Source organism: Enterococcus sp. DIV0724b, from assembly GCF_050531475.1.
Classification (GTDB): domain Bacteria; phylum Bacillota; class Bacilli; order Lactobacillales; family Enterococcaceae; genus Enterococcus_L; species Enterococcus_L haemoperoxidus.
This window is the reverse complement of record NZ_CP172890.1, coordinates 2,906,187-2,926,881: the sequence shown is the minus strand read 5'-3', so window position 1 is coordinate 2,926,881 and position 20,695 is coordinate 2,906,187. Positions and strand designations below refer to the sequence as shown.

The following is a 20,695-nucleotide window of genomic DNA, read 5'->3' as shown; positions in this document are numbered from 1 at the left end:
TAATTTTTAAACATATTTATAGATGTTTATAATTCAGCATAGCAAGAACGGGAGTACATCTTCCATTGGCAGAATTCTTCCTTGAGAAAAGGACTGAAGTACCGATTTTTCTTGCTAGAAAAAGATTTATTTTGATACTTAAGATCGACGACCTAATGATTAGTGTAGACTTTTTCGTATGACGGTTGATTTCAAGAGTAAATAAGTAGATTTGTCACAAGCATACTTTTTAATCTCAATAGTTCCTATTCGCGCTAATTTGAAAGGACAAGTATAATAAAGAGATAGAAGAAAAATGAGGTGTAAAATATGCTTGCAATAAATTTTTTCATATTATTTTTAATGATTGCGATTACGGCATTTTTTGTAGCAAGTGAATTTGCTTTAGTGAAAATTCGTATGTCAAGATTAGAGCAATTAAAAAAGGATAACGTTAAAAACGCAGAACTGGCAATCCATGTGACCCATCATTTAGATGCCTATTTATCTGCTAGTCAACTAGGGATTACATTGACAGGTCTAATCATTGGGTGGGTTGGTGAAGGTTCGGTCGCAACATTACTACATCCACTAATCGGGAATCTCCCCATCAGTGCCGCGCTTAGTAGGACGGTTTCAGTGATTTTAGGTTTTGCTATTGTGACATATGTAGATGTCGTGGTGGGCGAATTGCTGCCAAAAAGTTACAGTATTGCCCAAACTGAAAAAGTTGTTTTAGCTATCGTTAAACCTTTGCATTATTTTTATAAAGTAATGTATCCTTTCATCTGGTTACTAAATCATTCTGCTGCGAAACTAGGAAAATTATTAGGGATAAAATTAGTTTCAGAAGGCGAAGAAACGTTAACACAGGAAGAATTGCTGTATGTAGCAGTTGATTCTTATAAAAAAGGCGAACTAACAAAAGAAGAATACCATTATATGGAAAATGTATTTGAATTTGATGACACGTTAGCAAAAGAAATCCAAGTTGACCGAACATCTATGGAAGTTTTTGATGCAGATGAAACAGTAGCTCAAGCAATCCAACATTCTTTAAAAAGAGGACATACACGTTATCCAGTAATCGAAGAATCTAAAGATAATGTCTTGGGATATGTAACACTGCCAGCTTTGATCAAGGAATCATTTGTTAATGACCAAAAAAAGGTCAGTGAGTTAGTGGAAGAGCCTATCGTTGCTTTAACAACTATTCCTATCAAAAGTTTATTGACAATGATGCGAAAAGAAGGAAAACACATTGCAATTTTAAAGGATGAATACGGTGGAACGACAGGAATGGTCACAATTGAGGATATTTTAGAAGAGCTGGTCGGAGATATCAGGGATGAAACGGATTTGGAAAACGCCTTGATTGCAAAAGAATCAGATAATTCTTATATCGTTTCTGGAAAAATCACGCTTGATGATTTTGAACGTTACTTTAAAGTTAAAATTTCATTGTTTGAAAACTCAGAGATGTCTACATTAGCAGGCTTCATTGTAGAACAAAAAAATAATCAAATCGCTGTAGGAGATCAAATCAAAATAGATCGTTTTACTTTTGAAGTGATGGATTATGAACATGCTCATATTGATTATTTTAAAGTAACAAAATCAGCAGAATAAAAAACAGTAAAACATACTAAGATAGATAGAACTAACGGGAAATCCAGATACCCTTCATGATGTTTGAACTCTGGAAAGTGACGATTCAATAACTGTTTTCTGATGAAAAAATAGGTGAAATTTATCTTTAACAAAAATTGACGTAAAATAAGCTTTCAGTTTTCTGAAAGCTTATTTAGGTTTTACTCGGTTATTTGCCCGAAGGAAACAACGGATACACAATAAAATTGGGTTTGTGCCAATTTCTGCAAATAAAAAAGCCTACAAATAAGGAAGAACATCACAAATATTTATAATAAAGGAGAATAAAATTCTTTTACGATTATGAGTTAAAATTAGCAAAAAATAAAATTTATAATACAAAAGAACATATAAAATATCTTGAAAGAATAAAAAAACTAACGTTATCAATGACTTATTGAACAATATGGAGTATTCTATTTATAGAGGGCGCTCTCTAAAAATATTAATTAAAGGGTGAAAATTTGTGAAAAAGAGTACAATCAATAAAATGTTATGTTTAAGTATTACTGGAGCTATAGGAATTAGTATGGGTGGAGTAACAACAAATGCCATGTCTAATGGTCATGCTCAGAGCGAAAATGGGAATGTTTCAATCTTTAAATCTGAAGAAAAAAGTGATTTTGATTTAAAAAATCTTTTTTCTTTTAACGGAAATGCAACTCAGATAAATTCAAAGACTGCTCAGCTTACTGCTGCTGAGAAGTCTCAGAGAGGATCGATATCTGGAATTGTATCACTCGATATGAGATACGATTTTAACTTGGATGTTGATGTGAATTTAGGTAACGACATAAAAGGGGCTGACGGAATTTCTGTTGCTTTTCATCAAGATAGCATTGGTAAACTTGGAGAATATGGCGGAGGTCTTGGAATTAGGGGCTTGAAGAATGGAATCGGATTTGAACTAGATACTTTTTCAGAGGCTCCAGATGATAATGATCCAGCGTTTAATCATAAAGACATGAAAGGTGCCCATGCAGGGTTTGTTTCAACAGACAAAAGTAAAAATGTTTTAACTGCGTTAGCACCTATGCAACAAATTAAATTTGCACCAAACCAATTTAAAAAACTAGTGCTTAATTGGAATAGTGAGCGAAAAGTTATAAACGCAAAATACGACGGACAAACATGGGAATTGAAAAATCCAAGTATTGACAAATCGAAAAAGTATACCTTTACTATAGGTGCATCAACAGGCTTATATTTCAATAAACAAACAGTTAGAGTAAACAGCTTTGAGGCAGTTTTTACTAAGCCAGAATTAAAAGCAAATGATATTGAGCTTTACCAAGATGATAAATTTGATCCATTTGACAAACGAATTGGTTTAAGTGCATATGATAAAGTAGATGGAAACTTAACAAATAAAATAGCTGTGGTAGAGAATAATGTAAACACAGCAATTCCAGGAAAATACAAGGTTACTTATCAAGTTAAAAACAGTGTGAATGAAGTGGCTAGAAAAACAATTAATGTAACAGTTTTTAGTAAGCCAGAATTAAAAGCAAATGACATTGGGATTTACCAAGATGATAAATTTGATCCATTTGACAAACGAATTGGCTTAAGTGCATATGATAAAGTAGATGGGGATTTAACAGATAACATAGCTGTGGTAGAGAATAATGTAAACACAGCAATTCCAGGGAAATACAAGGTTACTTATGAAGTTAAAAACAAAGCGAATAAAGAGACTAGAAAAACAATTAATGTAACAGTTTATGCTAAGCCAGAATTAAAAGCAAATGACATTGAGATTTACCAAGATGATAAATTTGATCCATTTGACGAACGAATTGGTTTGAGTGCATATGATGAAGTGGATGGAGATTTAACCAATAAAATAACTGTAGTAGAGAATAATGTAGACACAGCAATTCCAGGAAAATATAAAGTTACTTATGAAGTTAAAAACAGTGCGAATAAAGTGGTTAGAAAAACAATTAATGTAACAGTAAAAATACATGACACATGGCCTGGCGGAACTACAGATGGTTGGAAAATGTTCTCAGGTGAAGATATTGAATTGATAAAAGATCCAGTGAATGCTTTAGTTGGTGAACACACATTTTACGCTGATAAACATGCTAGTATTTATAAGCTTTATACTGGAAAAGACGCATTAGAGGCAAATCAAGTTTATAGAGCTACTGTTTATTTTAAACCTATGGATAATAATTTGGTTGGTCACTACGTTAAGTTGTCACTAAAAAGTGATCCTAGCAGTAAGGAGAGTCGTGAGATTTTTAATACGACATTAGATAAAGGAATACCTGCAGAAAAGGGATATTATTGCGTAACAACAACTTTTGAAGTTGGAGAAGATGAAACTGACCCACTAATTGTAGTTGAAAATTATGAACCTGGATATATCGGATCTGTAAATATTTCTAAGGTCAATAATTAAGGTTTAAATTTATATGCTCTTTGTCAACGAATGTTGTTGATGAAGATATAAAGAAGTAAACCAACTATTTAATAAGAGTATGTGACAATAATCAGACGAAAACTGATTATTGTCACACTTTTTTATTTTATGTCGCTATGTTTACCTCCAACAAGTCTTACGATAGTTACTTTGAACAATTTGGGTAAGATCAAAAGCTAGTAAAATGTAATCAACGACTCGCTTACTAAAAAATTAATGACTATCTAGCAAATTCTGTATAAAAGATCAAAGAATCGCTGGATAAATGATTATTAAAAAAGTAAAATAAATAGGAATGTATAATTTATACGGAGGAGTCATAATGATAAACTTAACAGAAATAACAGAAAAAATGTCACCCAATCAAAAAATCAATTATGATCGTGTCCTGCAAAAAGTTATTGCAGAATGGGAAAAATCGGATGTTCGTCCCACCATTTTACTTCACAGCTGCTGTGCACCTTGTAGCACCTATTCACTTGAGTATTTGACACAATATGCGGATGTGACGATTTTTTTTGCTAATTCAAATATCCATCCAAGAGCAGAATACCAACGCCGCGAAATTGTGCAGCAGAAATTTGTAGAAGATTTCAATAAACAGACAAATAATCAAGTTAAATTCTTATCAGCACCATACGAACCTAATAAGTTTATCCAAATGGTGCAGGAAAAGGAACTGACAGAAGAACCAGAGGGCGGAAAACGTTGTTCGGCCTGTTTTCAAATGCGTTTAGATATCGTAGCTGAGAAGGCCCAAGAATTGGGTTATGATTATTTTGGCAGTGCATTGACCTTGTCTCCAAAGAAAAACAGTCAATTGATCAATGAAATCGGGATAGATATTCAAAAATTTTATGCAACCAACTATCTACCTAGTGATTTTAAGAAAAATAATGGCTATAAACGTTCGATTGAGTTGTGTAAAGAGTATGATGTATATCGCCAATGCTACTGTGGATGTATGTTTGCGGCAACTAAACAAGGTGTAGATTTAAAAGGCGTAAATAAAGAAGCAAAAGAATTTTTAGCAGTACAAAAAAAATAGTAGATGAAGATGATGATTTCCAGTGGATGGAAGCATTGTCTTTTTTTATCCAATAAATGATTATAGTTTTTAACTATATTTAACGATAGAAATTAAGTGTTATTCTATAATTCTTTCTCATGGTACAGTAGTTGAAATACCTTATTGAAGGAGGAAAAGTATGAAAACATCAATTATCGGGTTTCCAAGAGTAGGAGAGTCAAGAGAATTAAAATTTGCAACAGAGAAATATTTTAGAAAAGAAATCACAGCAGATGAATTAGAAGCAACCGGAAAAGAATTACGGAACAAGCATTGGCAGTTATTAGTTGATCAGGGAATCGACTTTATTCCAAGTGGTGATTTTTCTTTCTTTGATACAACGCTAGATACAGCAATTTTACTGAATATTGTACCCACAAAATATCAAGCACTAAAACTAACGCCATTAGAAACATATTTTGCATTGGCTAGAGGGTATCAAGGAGAAGAAGGTGATGTTACAGCCTTAGCAATGAAGAAATGGTTCAATACAAATTATCATTATATGGTGCCGGAAATCGAGGATGATACCGAACTTAAACTTGTTGGAGATCAAATTTTTAGATCATTCGATGAAGCAAAAGAAGCAGGAATCATCACTCGTCCCACTATTTTAGGACCATTTACTTTGTTAAAATTAGCCACTTATCAAGGAAGTAAACGAGCAGGAGATTTTTATGAAGCTGCAATACTAGCGTATGCACAAATATTTGAAAAATTATCTGAACGTGATTGTGAATGGCTGCAAATTGATGAGCCAGCCTTGGTTTTGGACTTGTCACCAATTGAAGTGAAGCAATTTAAAGCGTTATACCAGAAGCTTCTAGCTAAAAAAGGCAATTTAAATATAGTAGCACAAACGTATTTCGGAGACGTTCGAGATGCTTACCAAGAGTTAGTTGAATTGCCTTTTGATGGTATTGGTTTAGATTTTATTGAAGGTAGAAAAACACTAAGCTTACTTGAAACATATGGATTTCCTAAAGATAAATTATTATTTGCTGGAATCATCAATGGAAAGAATATATGGAAAAACAACTATCAGCAAACGTTAGCGTTACTAAAAAAAATAAAACCATTTGGGGAAGTTGTATTGAATACCTCCTGTTCACTACTCCATGTACCATTTACATTAGACAATGAATCAACACTAAGCAAAGATGTTAAAGATCATTTTGCGTTTGCTGTTGAAAAATTAGCTGAGCTAAATGATTTAAAGAAAATAATGGCAGATAACGATGGAAATCAAGTCTTTTTACGCGAAAATAGGGCACTATTCGATCAAGAACGTTTTTCTAAAAATGAGCAAGTGGCAAAGCGTATCGAAGCATTGACTGAGAAAGATTTTGTTCGTCTACCAGCCTTAATGAAACGGGCAGTGGTCCAAAAAGATAAATTGAAATTACCTATTTTACCAACAACAACGATTGGCTCCTTCCCGCAAACAAAAGAAGTCAAACAAAATCGAGCAAAATTCAAAAAAGGTGAAATTAGTGAATATGAGTATAAAGTATTTAATCAAGCAAAAATCGCAGAATGTATCGCTTTTCAAGAAGAAATTGGTTTAGATGTTTTAGTCCACGGGGAATTTGAACGCAATGATATGGTGGAGTATTTTGGTGAGAGTCTAGATGGTTATCTATTTACGGAAAAAGCTTGGGTTCAATCGTACGGGACGCGCTGTGTAAAACCACCAATCATTTGGGGAGACATTTCACGCTCAAAACCAATCACAGTAGCATACTCGAAATACGCTCAAACCTTGACTGAGAAACCAATGAAAGGAATGCTGACAGGACCTGTAACAATTTTGAATTGGTCATTTCCACGTGAAGATATCAGTTTAAGAGAATCGACACTGCAGTTAGCCTTAGCTATTCAAGAAGAAGTTTTGGATCTAGAAGCCAATGGCATTGGCATTATTCAAATTGATGAAGCGGCATTACGTGAGAAATTGCCTTTACGTAAAAGCGACTGGCATTCTGAATACTTAGATTGGGCAATACCAGCTTTTCGTCTTGTTCACAGTAAAGTACAGCCGGCGACACAAATCCATACACATATGTGTTATAGCGAATTTGCTGATATTATCCAAGATATCGATAATATGGATGCTGATGTTATTTCATTTGAAGCGTCTCGTTCAAATTTAGATATTCTAGATGCTTTAAAAGCGATTGATTTCCAAACTCAGGTCGGACCAGGTGTTTATGATATTCATTCACCGCGTGTTCCATCAGTAAAAGAAATTGAAGTGACGATTCATAATATTTTAAAGAAATTACCGATTGAAAAAGTTTGGGTGAATCCTGATTGTGGTTTAAAAACGCGGGGAGTACCAGAAACACAAGCCAGTCTCAAAAACTTAACACTTGCAGCAAAAAAGGTACGTGGAGGGGTGTAAATGAGAACAGATACCTTGTTTAAAGATAAAACCGTCTTTTCCTATGAAATTTTTCCACCGAGAAGAACTGCACCGATTGACACGATTTATCATACATTGGATCGTTTGAAAGGACAGCAACCTGATTTTATCAGTGTGACTTTAGGGGCGGGAGGAAAAGGAGCTAACTTAAGTACTGCTGATATTGCACAGAAAATTCAAGATGAGCAATTTTTGCCAAGTGTAGCGCATCTACCAGCCGTAAATTTTTCAAAAGGTGAAATCATAGCTATTTTGGAAGAATTAAAACAAAAAAAGGTAGAAAATATTTTAGCTTTGAGAGGGGATATTTTACCAGATAAAGAGCCGAAAAAAGATTTTTCATATGCGAATGATCTAGTCGCTTTTATTCAGGAACAAGGTGATTTTAATATTATCGGAGCTTGTTATCCTGAAACCCACAGTGATGCAGCAAGTTCAGTTGAAGATATTAGAAACTTAAAAAGAAAAGTTGATTCTGGGACGAATCAATTGATCTCACAATTATTTTTTGATAATCATTATTTTTACACATTCAAAGAGAAGTGTGATATCGCAGCAATTGAAGTGCCGATTCAAGCAGGTATTATGCCAGTTGTCAATAAAAAGCAAATCGAGCGCATGGTCAAGATGTCTAATGTAACACTGCCAACGAAATTTTTAAAGATGATGGAGCGTTATGAGCATAATCCAGAAGCGATTCGAGATGCAGGGATTGCTTATGCAATTAATCAAATTGTTGATTTGGTTACACAAGGAGCTGATGGGATTCATCTGTATACGATGAATAATCCATATGTTGCACAAAAAATCAGAGAGGCTACGCGTAGTTTATTTAATACTTAATTCACATAAAAGGAATGCAATTTCGGTATAAAACTAATTTTTAGTTTTATATCGTTTTTTTGTCCAATTTAAACGTTGTTATTTTGTTAAAAAATAACAACGTTTTTTTTTTTTTTTTGGTTATTTCGAAAAAATGTGTTTTATTTTTTTGAAAAGATATTTTTTTAGAAATATTATTTTTTTAGGTTAAAAACACTTTAACTAAGGTCTTTACTCGTTTTCCAACCAATTATGATTCGTTAGATTAAGAAGGAAATTCTATTTTTCTATTTTAGTAAAAAAAATATGAAAGAAAGTAACAAAAAAATATTGACTTGAAAAATAACAATGTATATAGTTTATTTATGGATAAAAAAGATATCTTTTAGAATAAAATGTATTTCTAATGTGATTTAAGTATAGATTATTTAGTTATGAGTTGTAAAAGTAAGTAACAACTCATAATTTTTTGATGAGATGAAAGGAGATTGTGTATGCCGAGAAAAGCGTCTGTCAAATTGAATAACTATTCTAAAGACGAATGTGCTAGGCGAAGTAATACAAAAGTTGGAAGAGGGGATTCAGAAAATAAAAGTTATGAAAGAGAGCGTTTAAAAAAAAGGCCGAGCCAAAGAAGGAGAAGCTCTCGTGACGATTTTTCTGATACATTTGAACGATATGGACATCGAAAAAGTATTCAAACAAGACGTATACGACCTCAGCGACCAAATCGAGAACGAAGCTTGAGAAATGATTATAAATTCCGTGAACAACATTCAAGTACTAAAAGTCCGGGCATCTTAATATTTTCTTTTTTTAGTAATTTGGTATTTTATGGCGTTACGATTGGGATTATTTTTATGGCAGTTATGTTTTCTTTCAGTTCAAAATCAACAGCATCGATTTTTGGTTATCGATTTTATACAGTTTTGACTAATTCTATGGTTCCACAAGAAAATGGTCCAAAAGGGGGATTTTATGCTGGAGATGTCGTCATCGTTAAACTTATGGATGGTGATAAGGTCAAACCTGACGATATTGTAACTTTTGCTGTCGGCGATGGTTCACGTTATTTGACTCATAGAATGGTTGAGCGTAAAGAGGAATTAAATGGAGAAAAAGGCAACTATCTAGTTACAAAAGGTGATGCGAATAAAAGCAATGATCCGCCAATAACCTCAGATCGTGTGTTAGGTAAGGTGGTCTTTGCAGTACCGAAGATAGGTAACGTTATTGAATTTGCTCGAGAAGAATTTTGGGCGTGTCTTGTTTGTATTCTTTCATTGTATGGTTTCTTTCTAGTTCTGAAATCCTATCTATTTACACCAGAAAAAGATCTAAATGAGAGAAAAAAGGGTAGACGACCCATGTACGAAAGGCAATATTAACACTTAGCTTTAGTTTAAAAAGCAAGTGAGAATATACATTAATTTTAATAGGAGGATTATTAAAAATGAAAAAGAACAAAAAGAAAAAGTTGGCGGCAGCTTCAGGATTGGCTTTACTAGCCTTTCTTGCAGGTACTTTTGCTTGGATTAACTCGCAAGATCAAAAAATTAACCGCGTGGATGCAGCTGCAATCAAAGATGACAGCGTCAGTGTAGAAGAGGTGTGGAACCCTAAAGATATTATTCCAGGAACAGAAGCAACCAAAGAAGTCACTGTTAAAAACACGGGGAATGTACCAGTATTTGTGCGTGTGTCTTATGAAGAAGTATTGAAATATCTGACAGAAAAAGGTGCTGTGACAAATCGTGATAAAGGGTGGACAGCTAGCGAAAAACCAAATCCGTTAGCAGATGATGTTCCTGTCGAATATGACGGAGAAAAGTATGTTAAACAAGAAAGTGGCTATACAGATGTGACAAGCAAGGTCAAAGATTCTCAAGGAGCAGCTTTACCAGCAGGTGTAAAGGTTTATGCAAAAGGTTCAGTTACCAAAAATCCAGTAACGACTGCAGAGGTAACTACTTTCAATTATTCAGCATTTTTTGAATATGCACCAGGTAAATACCAGGCAATGGAAACAGATGTCTCAGTAACTGGTGGAAATACTGAAGGTTCACTTGTTGGAAACTGGAACTTTGCTATGTCAAAGGCTAAATACTCAGTTTATAGTGGTGGATACAAATATGCAGTAACAAACTGGGCAGCGGCTTCTTTAGAAGGTGCATCGCCAGAGGCAACTAAAGCAAAAGCTTCTTTATTAGGAAGCGCAGGTAAAAAGTATGATATAGAGTATGACTATACGACTGCAGCGTTGGGTCTTTCAGAGATTCCTGCTGTAACAATAGCGACAGCAGCTGAACAAATCCCAGTGGCCAACTCAGAGAAAAAAGGTGTACAAGCAGATAAAGCAGCCTTAAATATTAGTGGAATAAATATTGAGTATGGTACAGATATGGGAACAACTGCAGACTTGAAGAACGATAACTGGGTTTACAACAAAGAAGATGGCTATTTTTATTTTACTAGTCCACTTAAGTCAGGTGCAACAACACCTCAGTTAATGAAAAAATTAGTATTTACAAATGCTATTGGAAAAGAATATACTAATGCAACCTATGATTTGATTGTAAAAATGGAAGCCATTCAAGCAACTAAAGAAGCGTTGTCTGATAACACTGGTTGGAACCTGAATGGGTCTGATGGTTCGGAAACTAAAAAAATCACAACGTATTTAGATGGACAAGCAGTAAGTTAATTTGTAATTGATATGAGTATGGAATAGGAAGGGGAAAAACGATGCAGCAACAATCAATGCGAAAACGTATATTAGTTTTGGTTTTGTATAGTTTTTCAAGTATCTTCTTCACCTTTACCAACGCTAAGCTAGTAGCTGTTGCCAGTCAAACCCTTCCTCCAGGAGTGGTCATTGGCGATGAGACAGGGATATCTGCTACATCTGAAGGAGAGTATTATGTCGATTTGCCAAATGTCTTACCTGGAGAAAGCTATGAAAAGACCATCACGATTCGTAGTATGGACGTAAAAGAACCATTCGAGTTAGGACTATTAGCTACTCCAGAGTCAACTAAAGGAGTAATCGATTTTAACAAGCAAGTAAAATTAACTTTGTCTCTTGATGGAAAAAAATTGTATCAAGGTCCGTTATTAGGGAACGAAGAATTTGATTGGACTGTGCAGCCTTTAATAATAGGCGTTTGTGAATATGGTAAAGATCAAATTTTGACTGCTATGTTTGAGGTGGATAAAGATTTAACGCTTGCAGATTATAAAGAAGAAAGTCAATTACTTTATCACTGGACATTTATTGCTACAAAAAATCAGCCTAAGACAATTGATAGTAGTACATCTGCACCAGATAAACCAAAATCTAAAGGTATGTTTCCAATGACGGGTGAAGAAGTTAAAAATCTGATTTATAAAACATTAACTGGACTTTTGTTAGTGTTAATCACGATTTTACTATGGAAAAAGCGCAAAGAAGAACAAAGTAAAGTAGATTAGAGGAAGGGGGAGGCAAATGAGCAGAGGGAGAAAGCTATTGAAAGTAATTAACCAAAATAAACCTTTTTTGGCGGTGTTTTCTTTATTTTTAAGTCTATTGCTTATAGTAGGAAGTACTTACTCTTGGATCACCTACAGTGATGAGAAAATCAATCCCAGTAAGCCCAATGCTAAGAAGCTTTCCGCAACAATCGATGAAGCGTTCATTCCAAATCTACAATGGATGCCAGGTAAAGTAACCGCAAACGAATTATCAGTGGAAAATAATGGACAAATGCCGGCTATTGTTCGTATCTCTTTATATGAGTTTTTTGCTCAGTTTGAGCTAGATACGGCCGACGGGATTGGCAATGGCAAGCGAAAAGTTGTGAATCGTTCTAGTGGGGCTGATATACAGATAGAAAATGCTGCAACTTGGGCTAAAGGCAATACATATAAAGTAGCTTCTGGAAAATATTATACAATATCAGATATTTATAAAGGAGATAAAACAAACCCAAAAACTGCATATAGTTATAAAGGGAATCGAACCGTGGACGGTCTTAAATACGTGACGATTCAATTTAATGATAAAGATATTTATGATATAAAAAATAAGCCAGCATCTGGGATAAAGAATTACTGGTACTTTTCTGATGGATATTTTTACTATTCAGAAGTATTAAAACCTAAAGAAAAAACCAAACAGTTGATTCGAAGTGTAATATTAGAGAAAAACGTTCCTAATAAGTATAAAGGATCTTTGTATCAATTAATCCCAGTCATGGATGCTCATGATATTACGAAATCTTTATTGGGAGATTGGAAAGTCACTTCTAATTCGTATGTAGAAACGATGTATCGTGGAAAAGTTCATTAGGAGGTACTCAAAATGAAACACAAGAAAAAGTTTGTCCATATTTTCTGGCTAATATCTGTGATTGTCTTGTGCTTAGTGGTAGGAAGTGCGGCAGCATACGCTGCGATGATGGTAAGGGAAGAGAAAGCAAACCTTTTTCAAATCGGAGACCTTCAAACTAACGTGAATGAAGTTTTCAATGCACCAACAACGATTTTACCAGGTACTTCGGTTGAAAAAAAAGTAGCTATAGAGAATACAGGCACAGTCAATCAGTTTGTTCGAGTAATGATTCAGCCAGAAATTCGTTTAGAGAGTAGTGGGAGTATTCGTTTGTTACCTTCAAAAATTGGAGCAGAAGTCATGTTAGATTTGAATAGCGAGTACTGGAAACTAGGTGAGGATGGGTATTACTATTATTTAAAAGCTTTAAAGCCCGGTAGCTCAAATCGTACAGAGACTGTATTTAATCAAGTAACTTTAAAAAAAGAATTAGGGTCAGAATATCAGAAAGCTAATTTTAGTTTATTGGTAAAAGCTGAAGCCATTAATTGTGCGAAATACGCTTATCGTGATGCTTGGTGGCAGGGAGCTGTACCTAATCATAAAGAACTCCAAGCAATTGATAAACAGTTGGCAAGTAAAGCGGAGTAAAGATAGGCGCATGGAATGACTATTCCATGTTTGCCTTTTTAGGCGCAACACTCATGAAATGAGTGTTTTCAACAAAGAAATCATTGATTTGATGAGTATTGAAAAGCAGGGGGATAAAATGAAAAAAAGAGGACGACAAAACAAACTAAAAAATAATAGAAAATGGTTGTTGGTGGTGTCATTAGTATTAGTGGCTTTAGTTTTGGGCCATCTTTTTGAGGAGAGAGATATGCTTAAGGCATCTACTGTGGTGACAAAGGGCGATTTTAGGATAACAGCAGAGAATAAATGGAGTCAAAAAGACCGGAAAAATTATGCGGCTTTAAATTGGGACAAGGTAAGTGATTTGAGTCAATCTGGTTACCAATTATTTCAATCTGAGGATGGTAAAACATGGAATAATCGTTCACTGAATTATGGAAAATCAATAAAAGTTTTGAATATATATCCTGATGAGATCAAGTCAAATACGTTAAAAGCTTGGATGGACGGTTTAAATTTAAAAGCATCAGATGGTTCTAACTTGATTCAGGTTACTCCAGTAACGTTAAGTGCGTATAATGCCAATCCAAATGCCTATTTGAAAAATAGTGCAGGTATTTATCAGTATGATGTATTGATGTTTGGATCATGGGATTCAAATAATATGAAAGATATCAATAAAAACGCTGCTGAAATAACAAGAGCATATCTTGATACAGGGCGAGGTGTATTATTTGGTCATGATACAGTCAATAATACAAGAGCTGTGTTTTATGCGCATTTTAAAGACTTATTAGGAGTGGGTAGGCGTCAAACAAATTCTATAACGGGTTCTGCTGAAGTTAAGTTAGTTAATAATGGATACTTAATGAAATTTCCTTTTGAATTAGAAAATGATGTCGTTTTGAATATTCCCTATGCTCATAATATCGAGTTGCAAGATACAACTATTGGAACAACATGGCTTGAATTTATCAATCCTACTGATCCTTGGCCAAACCCAATTTTGGTAGATGGAAATTGGCGAGGTGGTTGGTACTTAAAGACTAATAACAATGTTGGAATGATTCAAACAGGGCACTCTCAAGGAAGTTCAAGCTTAGATGAAAGAAAGATCATTGCTAATACTTTATATAATTTGGCGCAAGTATCGTTAGATAACTTTGCTAGTGACCAGACTGTTAAAGATGATAGAGCACCAAACAAACCTAATGCTAGTATCAGCTATGGCAAAGAAGGAAACCTGAATGTTAGGTTAGATGCTTCTGATCAAGGGAAAGAATATCAATGGTATATAGAAGCCCATACTAAATCATTTGGCAAAAAAAAATCAGATATAGTGAAAGAAGTTATTATGAGTAATGTTGAAGGCTACTTTTATGAATTAACAAGTTCACCAAACTCAAATTTAAAAGAAAAAGTTGAAGGGTATAAAGATACTTACGGCAGAATAGATCCAGAAAAATATGATTTATATGTTGCTCCCAATAATGATTCTGTCGAATATGATACGAGAGGTACTTTTGCGATTCAAGAAAGTAAAAATTCAGAAAAATATCTACATGTTTTGGCTGTAGATCGCTCTAGTAATATTTCACCAGTAAATAGTCAACGCATCAAAGATTTGAGTCAGAACGTTGATTTTAAAGTTGAACGTACAGAAAATGAATTTAAATTAATTGAATTAAATTTAGATAGCACTTTAAATAAAAAAATGGGTTCACTGGAAATACTTACGCCTAAAAATACAGTAATCAAAAATTTTGGCTCTTTAATACTACCTGCAAAGTGGACATCTAAGGAAGACAATACAGTGCCGCAATATAATTCTTTTACATTTGCTATCAAAGAAAATAATGATTTGAAGATAATTACTAACTTCATCAATCAACTACGATTTTCAATCAAGGATCCTGTTGACCAAAAAGGTGAAATTAAAATAGTTTTTTATGAGAAAGATAAAAATGAATCTTCAATAAATGAGGTAACTAAAGTCGGTTGGGCAGAAGACGTCCCTCAAAAAATTTTATTGAAAGCATATGATGAAGCGAATAATCCTATCCCTTCGGCTAATATACTGTTAGATCAAAAGTTAACAATTACCAAGACTGAAAGTATTACTCCCAAAAAAGTAGAGTTTTATGATTTTATTAAGCTAGTTAGTATGGGCGGTAATCAAATAACAAAACTTGAGTGGTTGATTACAAATGAATTTCAGGAAGGTCGCTTAATTTATGGCCTTCGAAAGTTGACCCTTCATAGTAGACAAGTTGTCAATGATGGGAACGATCAGGTTGTCATACCTAAAAAAGGTTTTGGTCAATTAGTAAGCCAAACTAAGTTAGGACAAAATAAGGATGAATTTTCTGTAACATTTAATTCAACTACAAATAATAGTGCAGCATTTGATACTTATATTATTCGCTATCAAATGGGAGAACCGGTGTACTCTTTTACTTCAAAAATACCAATGAATTACGAACTGATTGGTTATGTGTTAACAACTAGTAAAGTGCAACATTTGCCAAATGCTAGTACACAAAAGTCGGTACAGGTGGATGTGTCAGTTAATCCAGAAATTTGGCTAACAACATACATCAAACCAGTCACCAAACAACCTTCATTTTATCATTGGGAGTATAAGGACAATAAATTAGGAACAATTAAGACTGAATAAATAGAAAAGGAAAACATTTTTCAGGATTTAAAGAGATTGGTTTGTAGAGTACCATTGATTGGACTAATTGAAAACTCTAAATCGGATGAATAGGAATGACGTAAAATGTATTTACTATTATTGGCTTTAGGGAGCATCATTTTTATTCATAGTATCCTACTTATTTTCGTCATACGAAAAAATACGGAAATAGCAATTAGGCTTGATCAAATTACTAGAAGAAGATCAGCTTCTAAGCCTAATAGACAACCCGCTTCTTCAAAAAAAGAAATAAGTAGGTATGATGAACAGTAGATAAATAAAAGAACAAACTGAAGAGACGAGGAAGTATGGAACGATGAAGCTAGGTTACGTTCGCGGCGATAAATTAAATCAGCAATTTGACTTTTTAGAAGATTATGAAGTAGAAGAAATTTTTTCAGATGAGACTCAGAGCTATGAAGTATTTCAAAATCAAAAGAGTAACTATCAACAGTTGTTAGATTACTCAGAACCAGGAGATTGTATAGTGATTGCTTTTTTGGAAGTAATTTCAAGAGACTATCGAATGCTACTCAGATTTTTTAATGAGTTGGAAGTTTTAGAACTAGATTTAATGGTATTAACCTCCCCGGACTTGACGTTAATAGAGTGGCGGGAAGTTATTTCATGGGTTGCTAGAAATGATCAATTAGTGCATCCGCGTTTAATTAAGTTAAAACTAATGAAAGAAAAAAATAGAAATAAAGAAGCTTATTCTGTGCTCAGCAAAGATAGTGAGGCTAAGAAACTGTATCGTGGAGTGATGTGGCAATTGCTTGGTAAACAAAAACTGAGAGAAATTGCTGAGCAAAAAGGTGTTCCACTTGAGACAATTTATCGGATTCAACAAGAGTTCAAACGAGTTAAATTAGCTGGAATTTTGACAGTTTGTTTCTTTTTGGCGATTGCTACTCTCAAAATAACTGAGAATTTTTCGGATAATTTATGGATTCAAATAGTCGTGTGTATGGTTGCAACACTAGCAATTTTATACAATACTTTAGCTGATAATGAGTAGTTATAATAAAAATAGTTTTGCTTTCCCAATTATTAGATTTGGGAAAGCAAAACTATTTTTATTTAGAAGCTCATTTTCTCTATCCGATCAAATGCTTCTTTCAACACGTCTATATCCTGAGTTGCTGCCAAGCGTACATAATTATCACCTGTTGTTTCACCGAATGCTTTTCCAGGGATCATCAATACATTTGTTTCTTTCAATACTTTTTCAACAAAAGGAACAGAGGTAAATCCTGTTTTAGAGATATTGATGAAAGCATACATACTTCCTTTAACTGGATGCAGCGAAAGGAAAGGAATCTTAGAAATCCGCTCTTCTAGGTATTCTAGTCGGTTTTTAAAGACCGAAACCACATCAGGTACTAACGTTTCAGCATGATTTAATGCGTAAATACCAGCTTGTTGAGAAGGACTAGGTGCTGAGTAGGTTATACTTTCATTGATCAACTTCGCAGCATCGTTAATATAGTCGGGAGCAATCATATACCCAATACGCCAACCAGTCATCGCGAAGGCTTTTGAGAAACTGCTAAATGTAATCGTATTGTCAGGAGCAAATGTTGCCATTGGGACGAAATCATCATAAAAACAAAATGCTTCATAGACTTCATCAGAAAGAATATAGAAATCATGTTCAATAGCTAAATCAGCAATAGCTTTGAATGTTTCAGGAGAAAAAACGGCTCCAGTAGGATTGTTCGGTGAATTGATAATAATTGCTTTTGTTTTATCTGTAATAGCAGCTTTCAATACATCGATATTGATCTGAAAACCATCTTCTTCATAAGTTGGAATAAACACAGGTTTTCCACCAGCGAAAATAACTTGATCTTTATAGGGTGAAAAGTAAGGTTCATGGATAATGACTTCATCTTCTGGATCTAAGAGAACTTGTAACGTTAAATACATCCCATGCAAGGCACCAACTGTTGCCCGAACTTGATTAGGTTCAAAGGATAAGCCATATTGTTTTTTGTAAAAGGCCACGACAGTATCGATAAATTCTTGACTACCACCAGAAGCTGTGTATTTTGTGTGTCCGTTTTTAACATCTGTAAAAGCAGCGTCAATAATTCGTTCATCTGTAATCAAATCGGGGTCGCCGATCGACAGGTCTAGTAAATCAGGTACTTGTTTTGCTAAAGTGGCAATATCCATTAAGATATTTTCAGCAGGTTGTTGATGTTTCTTTGAAATATTTAGTCGATCCATTTTGTTACCTCCAATTACTTGTTGCTTAACTTCATTCTATACTATTTTTTTAAGAGGGCAAAGTAAGTAGAAAAACTTACTTTGCCCTCTTTTAGTTTTTACAACACTTTTCTTAAAAAATCTTGAGTTCTAGGATTTTTCGGTTGTCCAAAAATTTCTTCTGGTGTCCCTTCTTCTTGAATGATTCCAGCATCCATGAAAATCACACGGTCGGCAACTTCACGTGCAAAGCCCATTTCATGGGTTACGACAACCATTGTCATTCCTTCAACAGCTAATGCTTTCATAACAGCTAACACTTCACCAACCATTTCTGGATCTAGTGCAGACGTCGGTTCATCGAAAAGCATCACGTCAGGATTCATTGCTAGCGCACGGGCAATTGCTACCCGTTGTTGTTGTCCGCCAGATAAGCTGGAAGGGTAGCTAGTAGCTTTATCTTTCAAGCCAACTTGTTCTAATAAGGCAAAAGCCTTTTCTTTCGCTGCATCTGTTGTTTCTTTTTTGACCTTGATTGGGCTGATCGTTAAGTTATCTAAAACTGTTTTATGAGGAAATAGATTGAAGTTTTGAAATACCATACCCATTTTTTGACGAAGGGCGTCGATATCGGTATCTTTGTCTAATAAATTTTTTCCTTCAAATTCAATCGTTCCATCTGTTGGTTGTTCTAATAAGTTTAAACAACGTAAAAAGGTACTTTTTCCGCTACCAGAAGGGCCGATGATCACGACAACTTCACCAGCGTTTACATCTAGGTCTATGCCTTTTAAGACTTCATTTTTTCCAAAGGTTTTGTGTAAATTTTTAATATTAATCACTAGTGCTCATTCTCCTTTCAGCAACACCTAACAGGCGTGAAATGGTAAAGGTTAAAACAAAGTAAATCAATGATACTACAAGGTATGGTAAGAATGGTTTAAAGCTTGCGCCTTGAACATTACCGGCTTGGAAAATCAACTCTGAAACCCCGATTACCGAAACGACAGAAGATTCTTTGATTACAGTTACAAACTCGTTTCCTAAAGCAGGTAAGATATTTTTGATTGCTTGCGGTAAAATGATGTAACGCATTGCTTGCGGTTGATTCATACCAAGAGAACGAGCGGCTTCTAACTGACCTTTATTAACGGCGTTGATTCCAGCACGAACGATTTCAGCAACATAAGCCCCACTATTTAAGGCAAGAGCGATACAACCAGCAGCTATTTTGGATAAATCAAGACCTAACACTCCTGTACCAAAATAAACGATAAAGATTTGTACTAGTAATGGTGTTCCACGAACATACTCAATGTAGCAAATTGCGATTCCACGTAAAATTTTAGATTTAGATAACTTCATTAAGGCTAATAAACCACCCAAGATAGCACCGAATAATACACCCATAAAGGCTAAGAAAATTGTATAACCAGCACCACTAATATAGAATTTACCGTATTTTCCAAGGAAACTTTCATCATCAGTAAACATTAATTTACCAGCTTCTTTTTTATAACCATCAAGTAAGTTATTATCATTGATCGTTTTGATCGAAGCATTGACCTTTTGTTCTAAAACAGGTGCATTTTTGGGAATGGCAACAGCGGCATTTTTTTGGCCCTGTTCAAATGTAACGTCAGCAAATGTCAACTCTTTATCGCGTTCAACATAAGCTTCAGCAACCGGACCTTCTAGAACTGCAGCATTAACTTTTTTATTTTTTAAGTTCATGATGATGTCGGGTACTTTTTGTAAAGATGTTGGAATCGAACCAACTAATTCTGTCTTTGCCAACTCTTCTTGTGTGGTTTGTTTTTGGACGCCGACTTTTACACCATCGAAATCTTTTGTTGATTTGAATGTATCTTTGTCATCTTTTCTAACAACTACTTTTTGTTGAACGGTCATGTAAGGTGTTGAGAAATTAACTTCTTGAAGACGTTCAGGAGTTGGTGCCATACCTGAAATGATTAAATCGATTTTACCTGTTTTCAATGCACCTAATAATGCATCAAAACCCAGTTCTTCAATTTTTAATTTGACCCCAAGATCATCTGCGATTTTTTGCGCGATCGAGATATCGAATCCAACGACCTGATCTTTGCCATCTACATCTGCGTGAAATTCATATGGTGCATAATCAGCAGACAAACCAACAATCAGTTCACCACGTTTCATAATGCTGTCATAGACTGGATCAGGCTCTTCCGCAATTGCTGTGGTTATGGGGATAAAAGTGAGTAGTACCAGCAATATAGGGATAATAAGTGCTAAGGTTTTTTTACATAATTTCATTTGTTCTTCTCCTTTATGATAGAGTGATAACAGTTGAGTAAGTATAACTGTCTAGTTTTTCAATAAATATTCTAAAAAACGTGTATAAATGTATAAAAATTTATTGTTTTTGGATGTGTTTTATCATATCATAGTTTAAGGGAAAGGAAAAGTGAATTTTATCAAAG

General features: G+C 34.4%; 15 protein-coding genes. 12 read left to right on the top strand and 3 right to left on the bottom strand.

Going from position 1 to position 20,695, the window contains the following annotated elements:
* The first annotated feature begins 309 nt into the window (after positions 1–309).
* The 12 genes from IGJ02_RS13590 (at position 310) to IGJ02_RS13535 (ending at position 17,037) form a co-directional block, all read left to right on the top strand.
* Positions 310–1,608 carry a hemolysin family protein gene (locus IGJ02_RS13590; protein ID WP_430602377.1) on the top strand — a complete coding sequence of 433 codons (1,299 nt, stop codon included), beginning with the start codon at positions 310–312 and terminating at the stop codon, positions 1,606–1,608.
* 487 nt (positions 1,609–2,095) lie between these two features.
* Positions 2,096–4,039, top strand: coding sequence for a lectin-like domain-containing protein (locus IGJ02_RS13585; protein WP_430602376.1), 1,944 nt, complete (start codon positions 2,096–2,098; stop codon positions 4,037–4,039).
* 343 nt (positions 4,040–4,382) lie between these two features.
* On the top strand, positions 4,383–5,108 hold the full coding sequence (locus IGJ02_RS13580) for an epoxyqueuosine reductase QueH (RefSeq protein ID WP_430602375.1): 726 nt from the start codon (positions 4,383–4,385) through the stop codon (positions 5,106–5,108).
* Positions 5,109–5,268: 160 nt separating this feature from the next.
* Positions 5,269–7,533 (top strand): 5-methyltetrahydropteroyltriglutamate--homocysteine S-methyltransferase, encoded by a 2,265-nt coding sequence (gene metE, locus IGJ02_RS13575; protein ID WP_430602374.1) that lies wholly within the window; start codon positions 5,269–5,271, stop codon positions 7,531–7,533.
* Positions 7,534–8,397 carry a methylenetetrahydrofolate reductase [NAD(P)H] gene (gene metF, locus IGJ02_RS13570; protein WP_430602373.1) on the top strand — a complete coding sequence of 288 codons (864 nt, stop codon included), beginning with the start codon at positions 7,534–7,536 and terminating at the stop codon, positions 8,395–8,397.
* A 473-nt stretch (positions 8,398–8,870) separates the two neighbouring features.
* Positions 8,871–9,764, top strand: coding sequence for a signal peptidase I (locus IGJ02_RS13565; protein ID WP_430602372.1), 894 nt, complete (start codon positions 8,871–8,873; stop codon positions 9,762–9,764).
* A gap of 65 nt (positions 9,765–9,829) precedes the next feature.
* Positions 9,830–11,080: a hypothetical protein gene (locus IGJ02_RS13560; RefSeq protein ID WP_430602371.1), complete on the top strand. Its 1,251-nt coding sequence runs from the start codon at positions 9,830–9,832 to the stop codon at positions 11,078–11,080.
* 41 nt (positions 11,081–11,121) lie between these two features.
* Complete coding sequence (locus tag IGJ02_RS13555) at positions 11,122–11,847, top strand: cell wall protein (protein ID WP_430602370.1); 726 nt, start codon at positions 11,122–11,124, stop codon at positions 11,845–11,847.
* Between the two features lie 37 nt (positions 11,848–11,884).
* Positions 11,885–12,706, top strand: a complete 822-nt coding sequence (locus IGJ02_RS13550) for a BsaA family SipW-dependent biofilm matrix protein (protein ID WP_430602369.1) — start codon at positions 11,885–11,887, stop codon at positions 12,704–12,706.
* 12 nt (positions 12,707–12,718) lie between these two features.
* Positions 12,719–13,339 carry a hypothetical protein gene (locus IGJ02_RS13545; RefSeq protein ID WP_430602368.1) on the top strand — a complete coding sequence of 207 codons (621 nt, stop codon included), beginning with the start codon at positions 12,719–12,721 and terminating at the stop codon, positions 13,337–13,339.
* A 118-nt stretch (positions 13,340–13,457) separates the two neighbouring features.
* Positions 13,458–15,998 carry a hypothetical protein gene (locus tag IGJ02_RS13540; protein ID WP_430602367.1) on the top strand — a complete coding sequence of 847 codons (2,541 nt, stop codon included), beginning with the start codon at positions 13,458–13,460 and terminating at the stop codon, positions 15,996–15,998.
* A 337-nt stretch (positions 15,999–16,335) separates the two neighbouring features.
* Positions 16,336–17,037: a recombinase family protein gene (locus IGJ02_RS13535; protein WP_430602366.1), complete on the top strand. Its 702-nt coding sequence runs from the start codon at positions 16,336–16,338 to the stop codon at positions 17,035–17,037.
* A 62-nt stretch (positions 17,038–17,099) separates the two neighbouring features.
* Here IGJ02_RS13535 and IGJ02_RS13530 read toward each other — a convergent pair whose 3' ends face one another.
* The 3 genes from IGJ02_RS13530 to IGJ02_RS13520 all read right to left on the bottom strand — a co-directional run bounded on the left by IGJ02_RS13530 (position 17,100) and on the right by IGJ02_RS13520 (position 20,528).
* Positions 17,100–18,251, bottom strand: a complete 1,152-nt coding sequence (locus IGJ02_RS13530; protein ID WP_430602364.1) for a pyridoxal phosphate-dependent aminotransferase — start codon at positions 18,249–18,251, stop codon at positions 17,100–17,102.
* A gap of 98 nt (positions 18,252–18,349) precedes the next feature.
* Positions 18,350–19,072, bottom strand: coding sequence for an amino acid ABC transporter ATP-binding protein (locus IGJ02_RS13525; RefSeq protein ID WP_430602363.1), 723 nt, complete (start codon positions 19,070–19,072; stop codon positions 18,350–18,352).
* The gene (locus tag IGJ02_RS13520; RefSeq protein ID WP_430602362.1) at positions 19,065–20,528 is read right to left on the bottom strand and encodes an ABC transporter substrate-binding protein/permease; all 1,464 of its coding nucleotides are present in this window, start codon (positions 20,526–20,528) and stop codon (positions 19,065–19,067) included. The genes IGJ02_RS13525 and IGJ02_RS13520 overlap by 8 nt, the downstream gene beginning before the upstream one ends.
* Positions 20,529–20,695 lie beyond the last annotated feature (167 nt).

Excerpts from the sequence above, each read along its gene's own strand:
- IGJ02_RS13590 (WP_430602377.1), top strand. The coding sequence starts at position 310 with ATGCTTGCAATAAATTTTTTCATATTATTTTTAATGATTGCGATTACG.
- IGJ02_RS13565 (WP_430602372.1), top strand. The coding sequence starts at position 8,871 with ATGCCGAGAAAAGCGTCTGTCAAATTGAATAACTATTCTAAAGACGAA.
- IGJ02_RS13535 (WP_430602366.1), top strand. The coding sequence starts at position 16,336 with ATGAAGCTAGGTTACGTTCGCGGCGATAAATTAAATCAGCAATTTGAC.
- IGJ02_RS13555 (WP_430602370.1), top strand. The coding sequence starts at position 11,122 with ATGCAGCAACAATCAATGCGAAAACGTATATTAGTTTTGGTTTTGTAT.
- IGJ02_RS13540 (WP_430602367.1), top strand. The coding sequence starts at position 13,458 with ATGAAAAAAAGAGGACGACAAAACAAACTAAAAAATAATAGAAAATGG.
- metE (WP_430602374.1), top strand. The coding sequence starts at position 5,269 with ATGAAAACATCAATTATCGGGTTTCCAAGAGTAGGAGAGTCAAGAGAA.
- IGJ02_RS13560 (WP_430602371.1), top strand. The coding sequence starts at position 9,830 with ATGAAAAAGAACAAAAAGAAAAAGTTGGCGGCAGCTTCAGGATTGGCT.
- metF (WP_430602373.1), top strand. The coding sequence starts at position 7,534 with ATGAGAACAGATACCTTGTTTAAAGATAAAACCGTCTTTTCCTATGAA.
- IGJ02_RS13530 (WP_430602364.1), bottom strand. The coding sequence starts at position 18,251 with ATGGATCGACTAAATATTTCAAAGAAACATCAACAACCTGCTGAAAAT.
- IGJ02_RS13520 (WP_430602362.1), bottom strand. The coding sequence starts at position 20,528 with ATGAAATTATGTAAAAAAACCTTAGCACTTATTATCCCTATATTGCTG.
- IGJ02_RS13580 (WP_430602375.1), top strand. The coding sequence starts at position 4,383 with ATGATAAACTTAACAGAAATAACAGAAAAAATGTCACCCAATCAAAAA.
- IGJ02_RS13545 (WP_430602368.1), top strand. The coding sequence starts at position 12,719 with ATGAAACACAAGAAAAAGTTTGTCCATATTTTCTGGCTAATATCTGTG.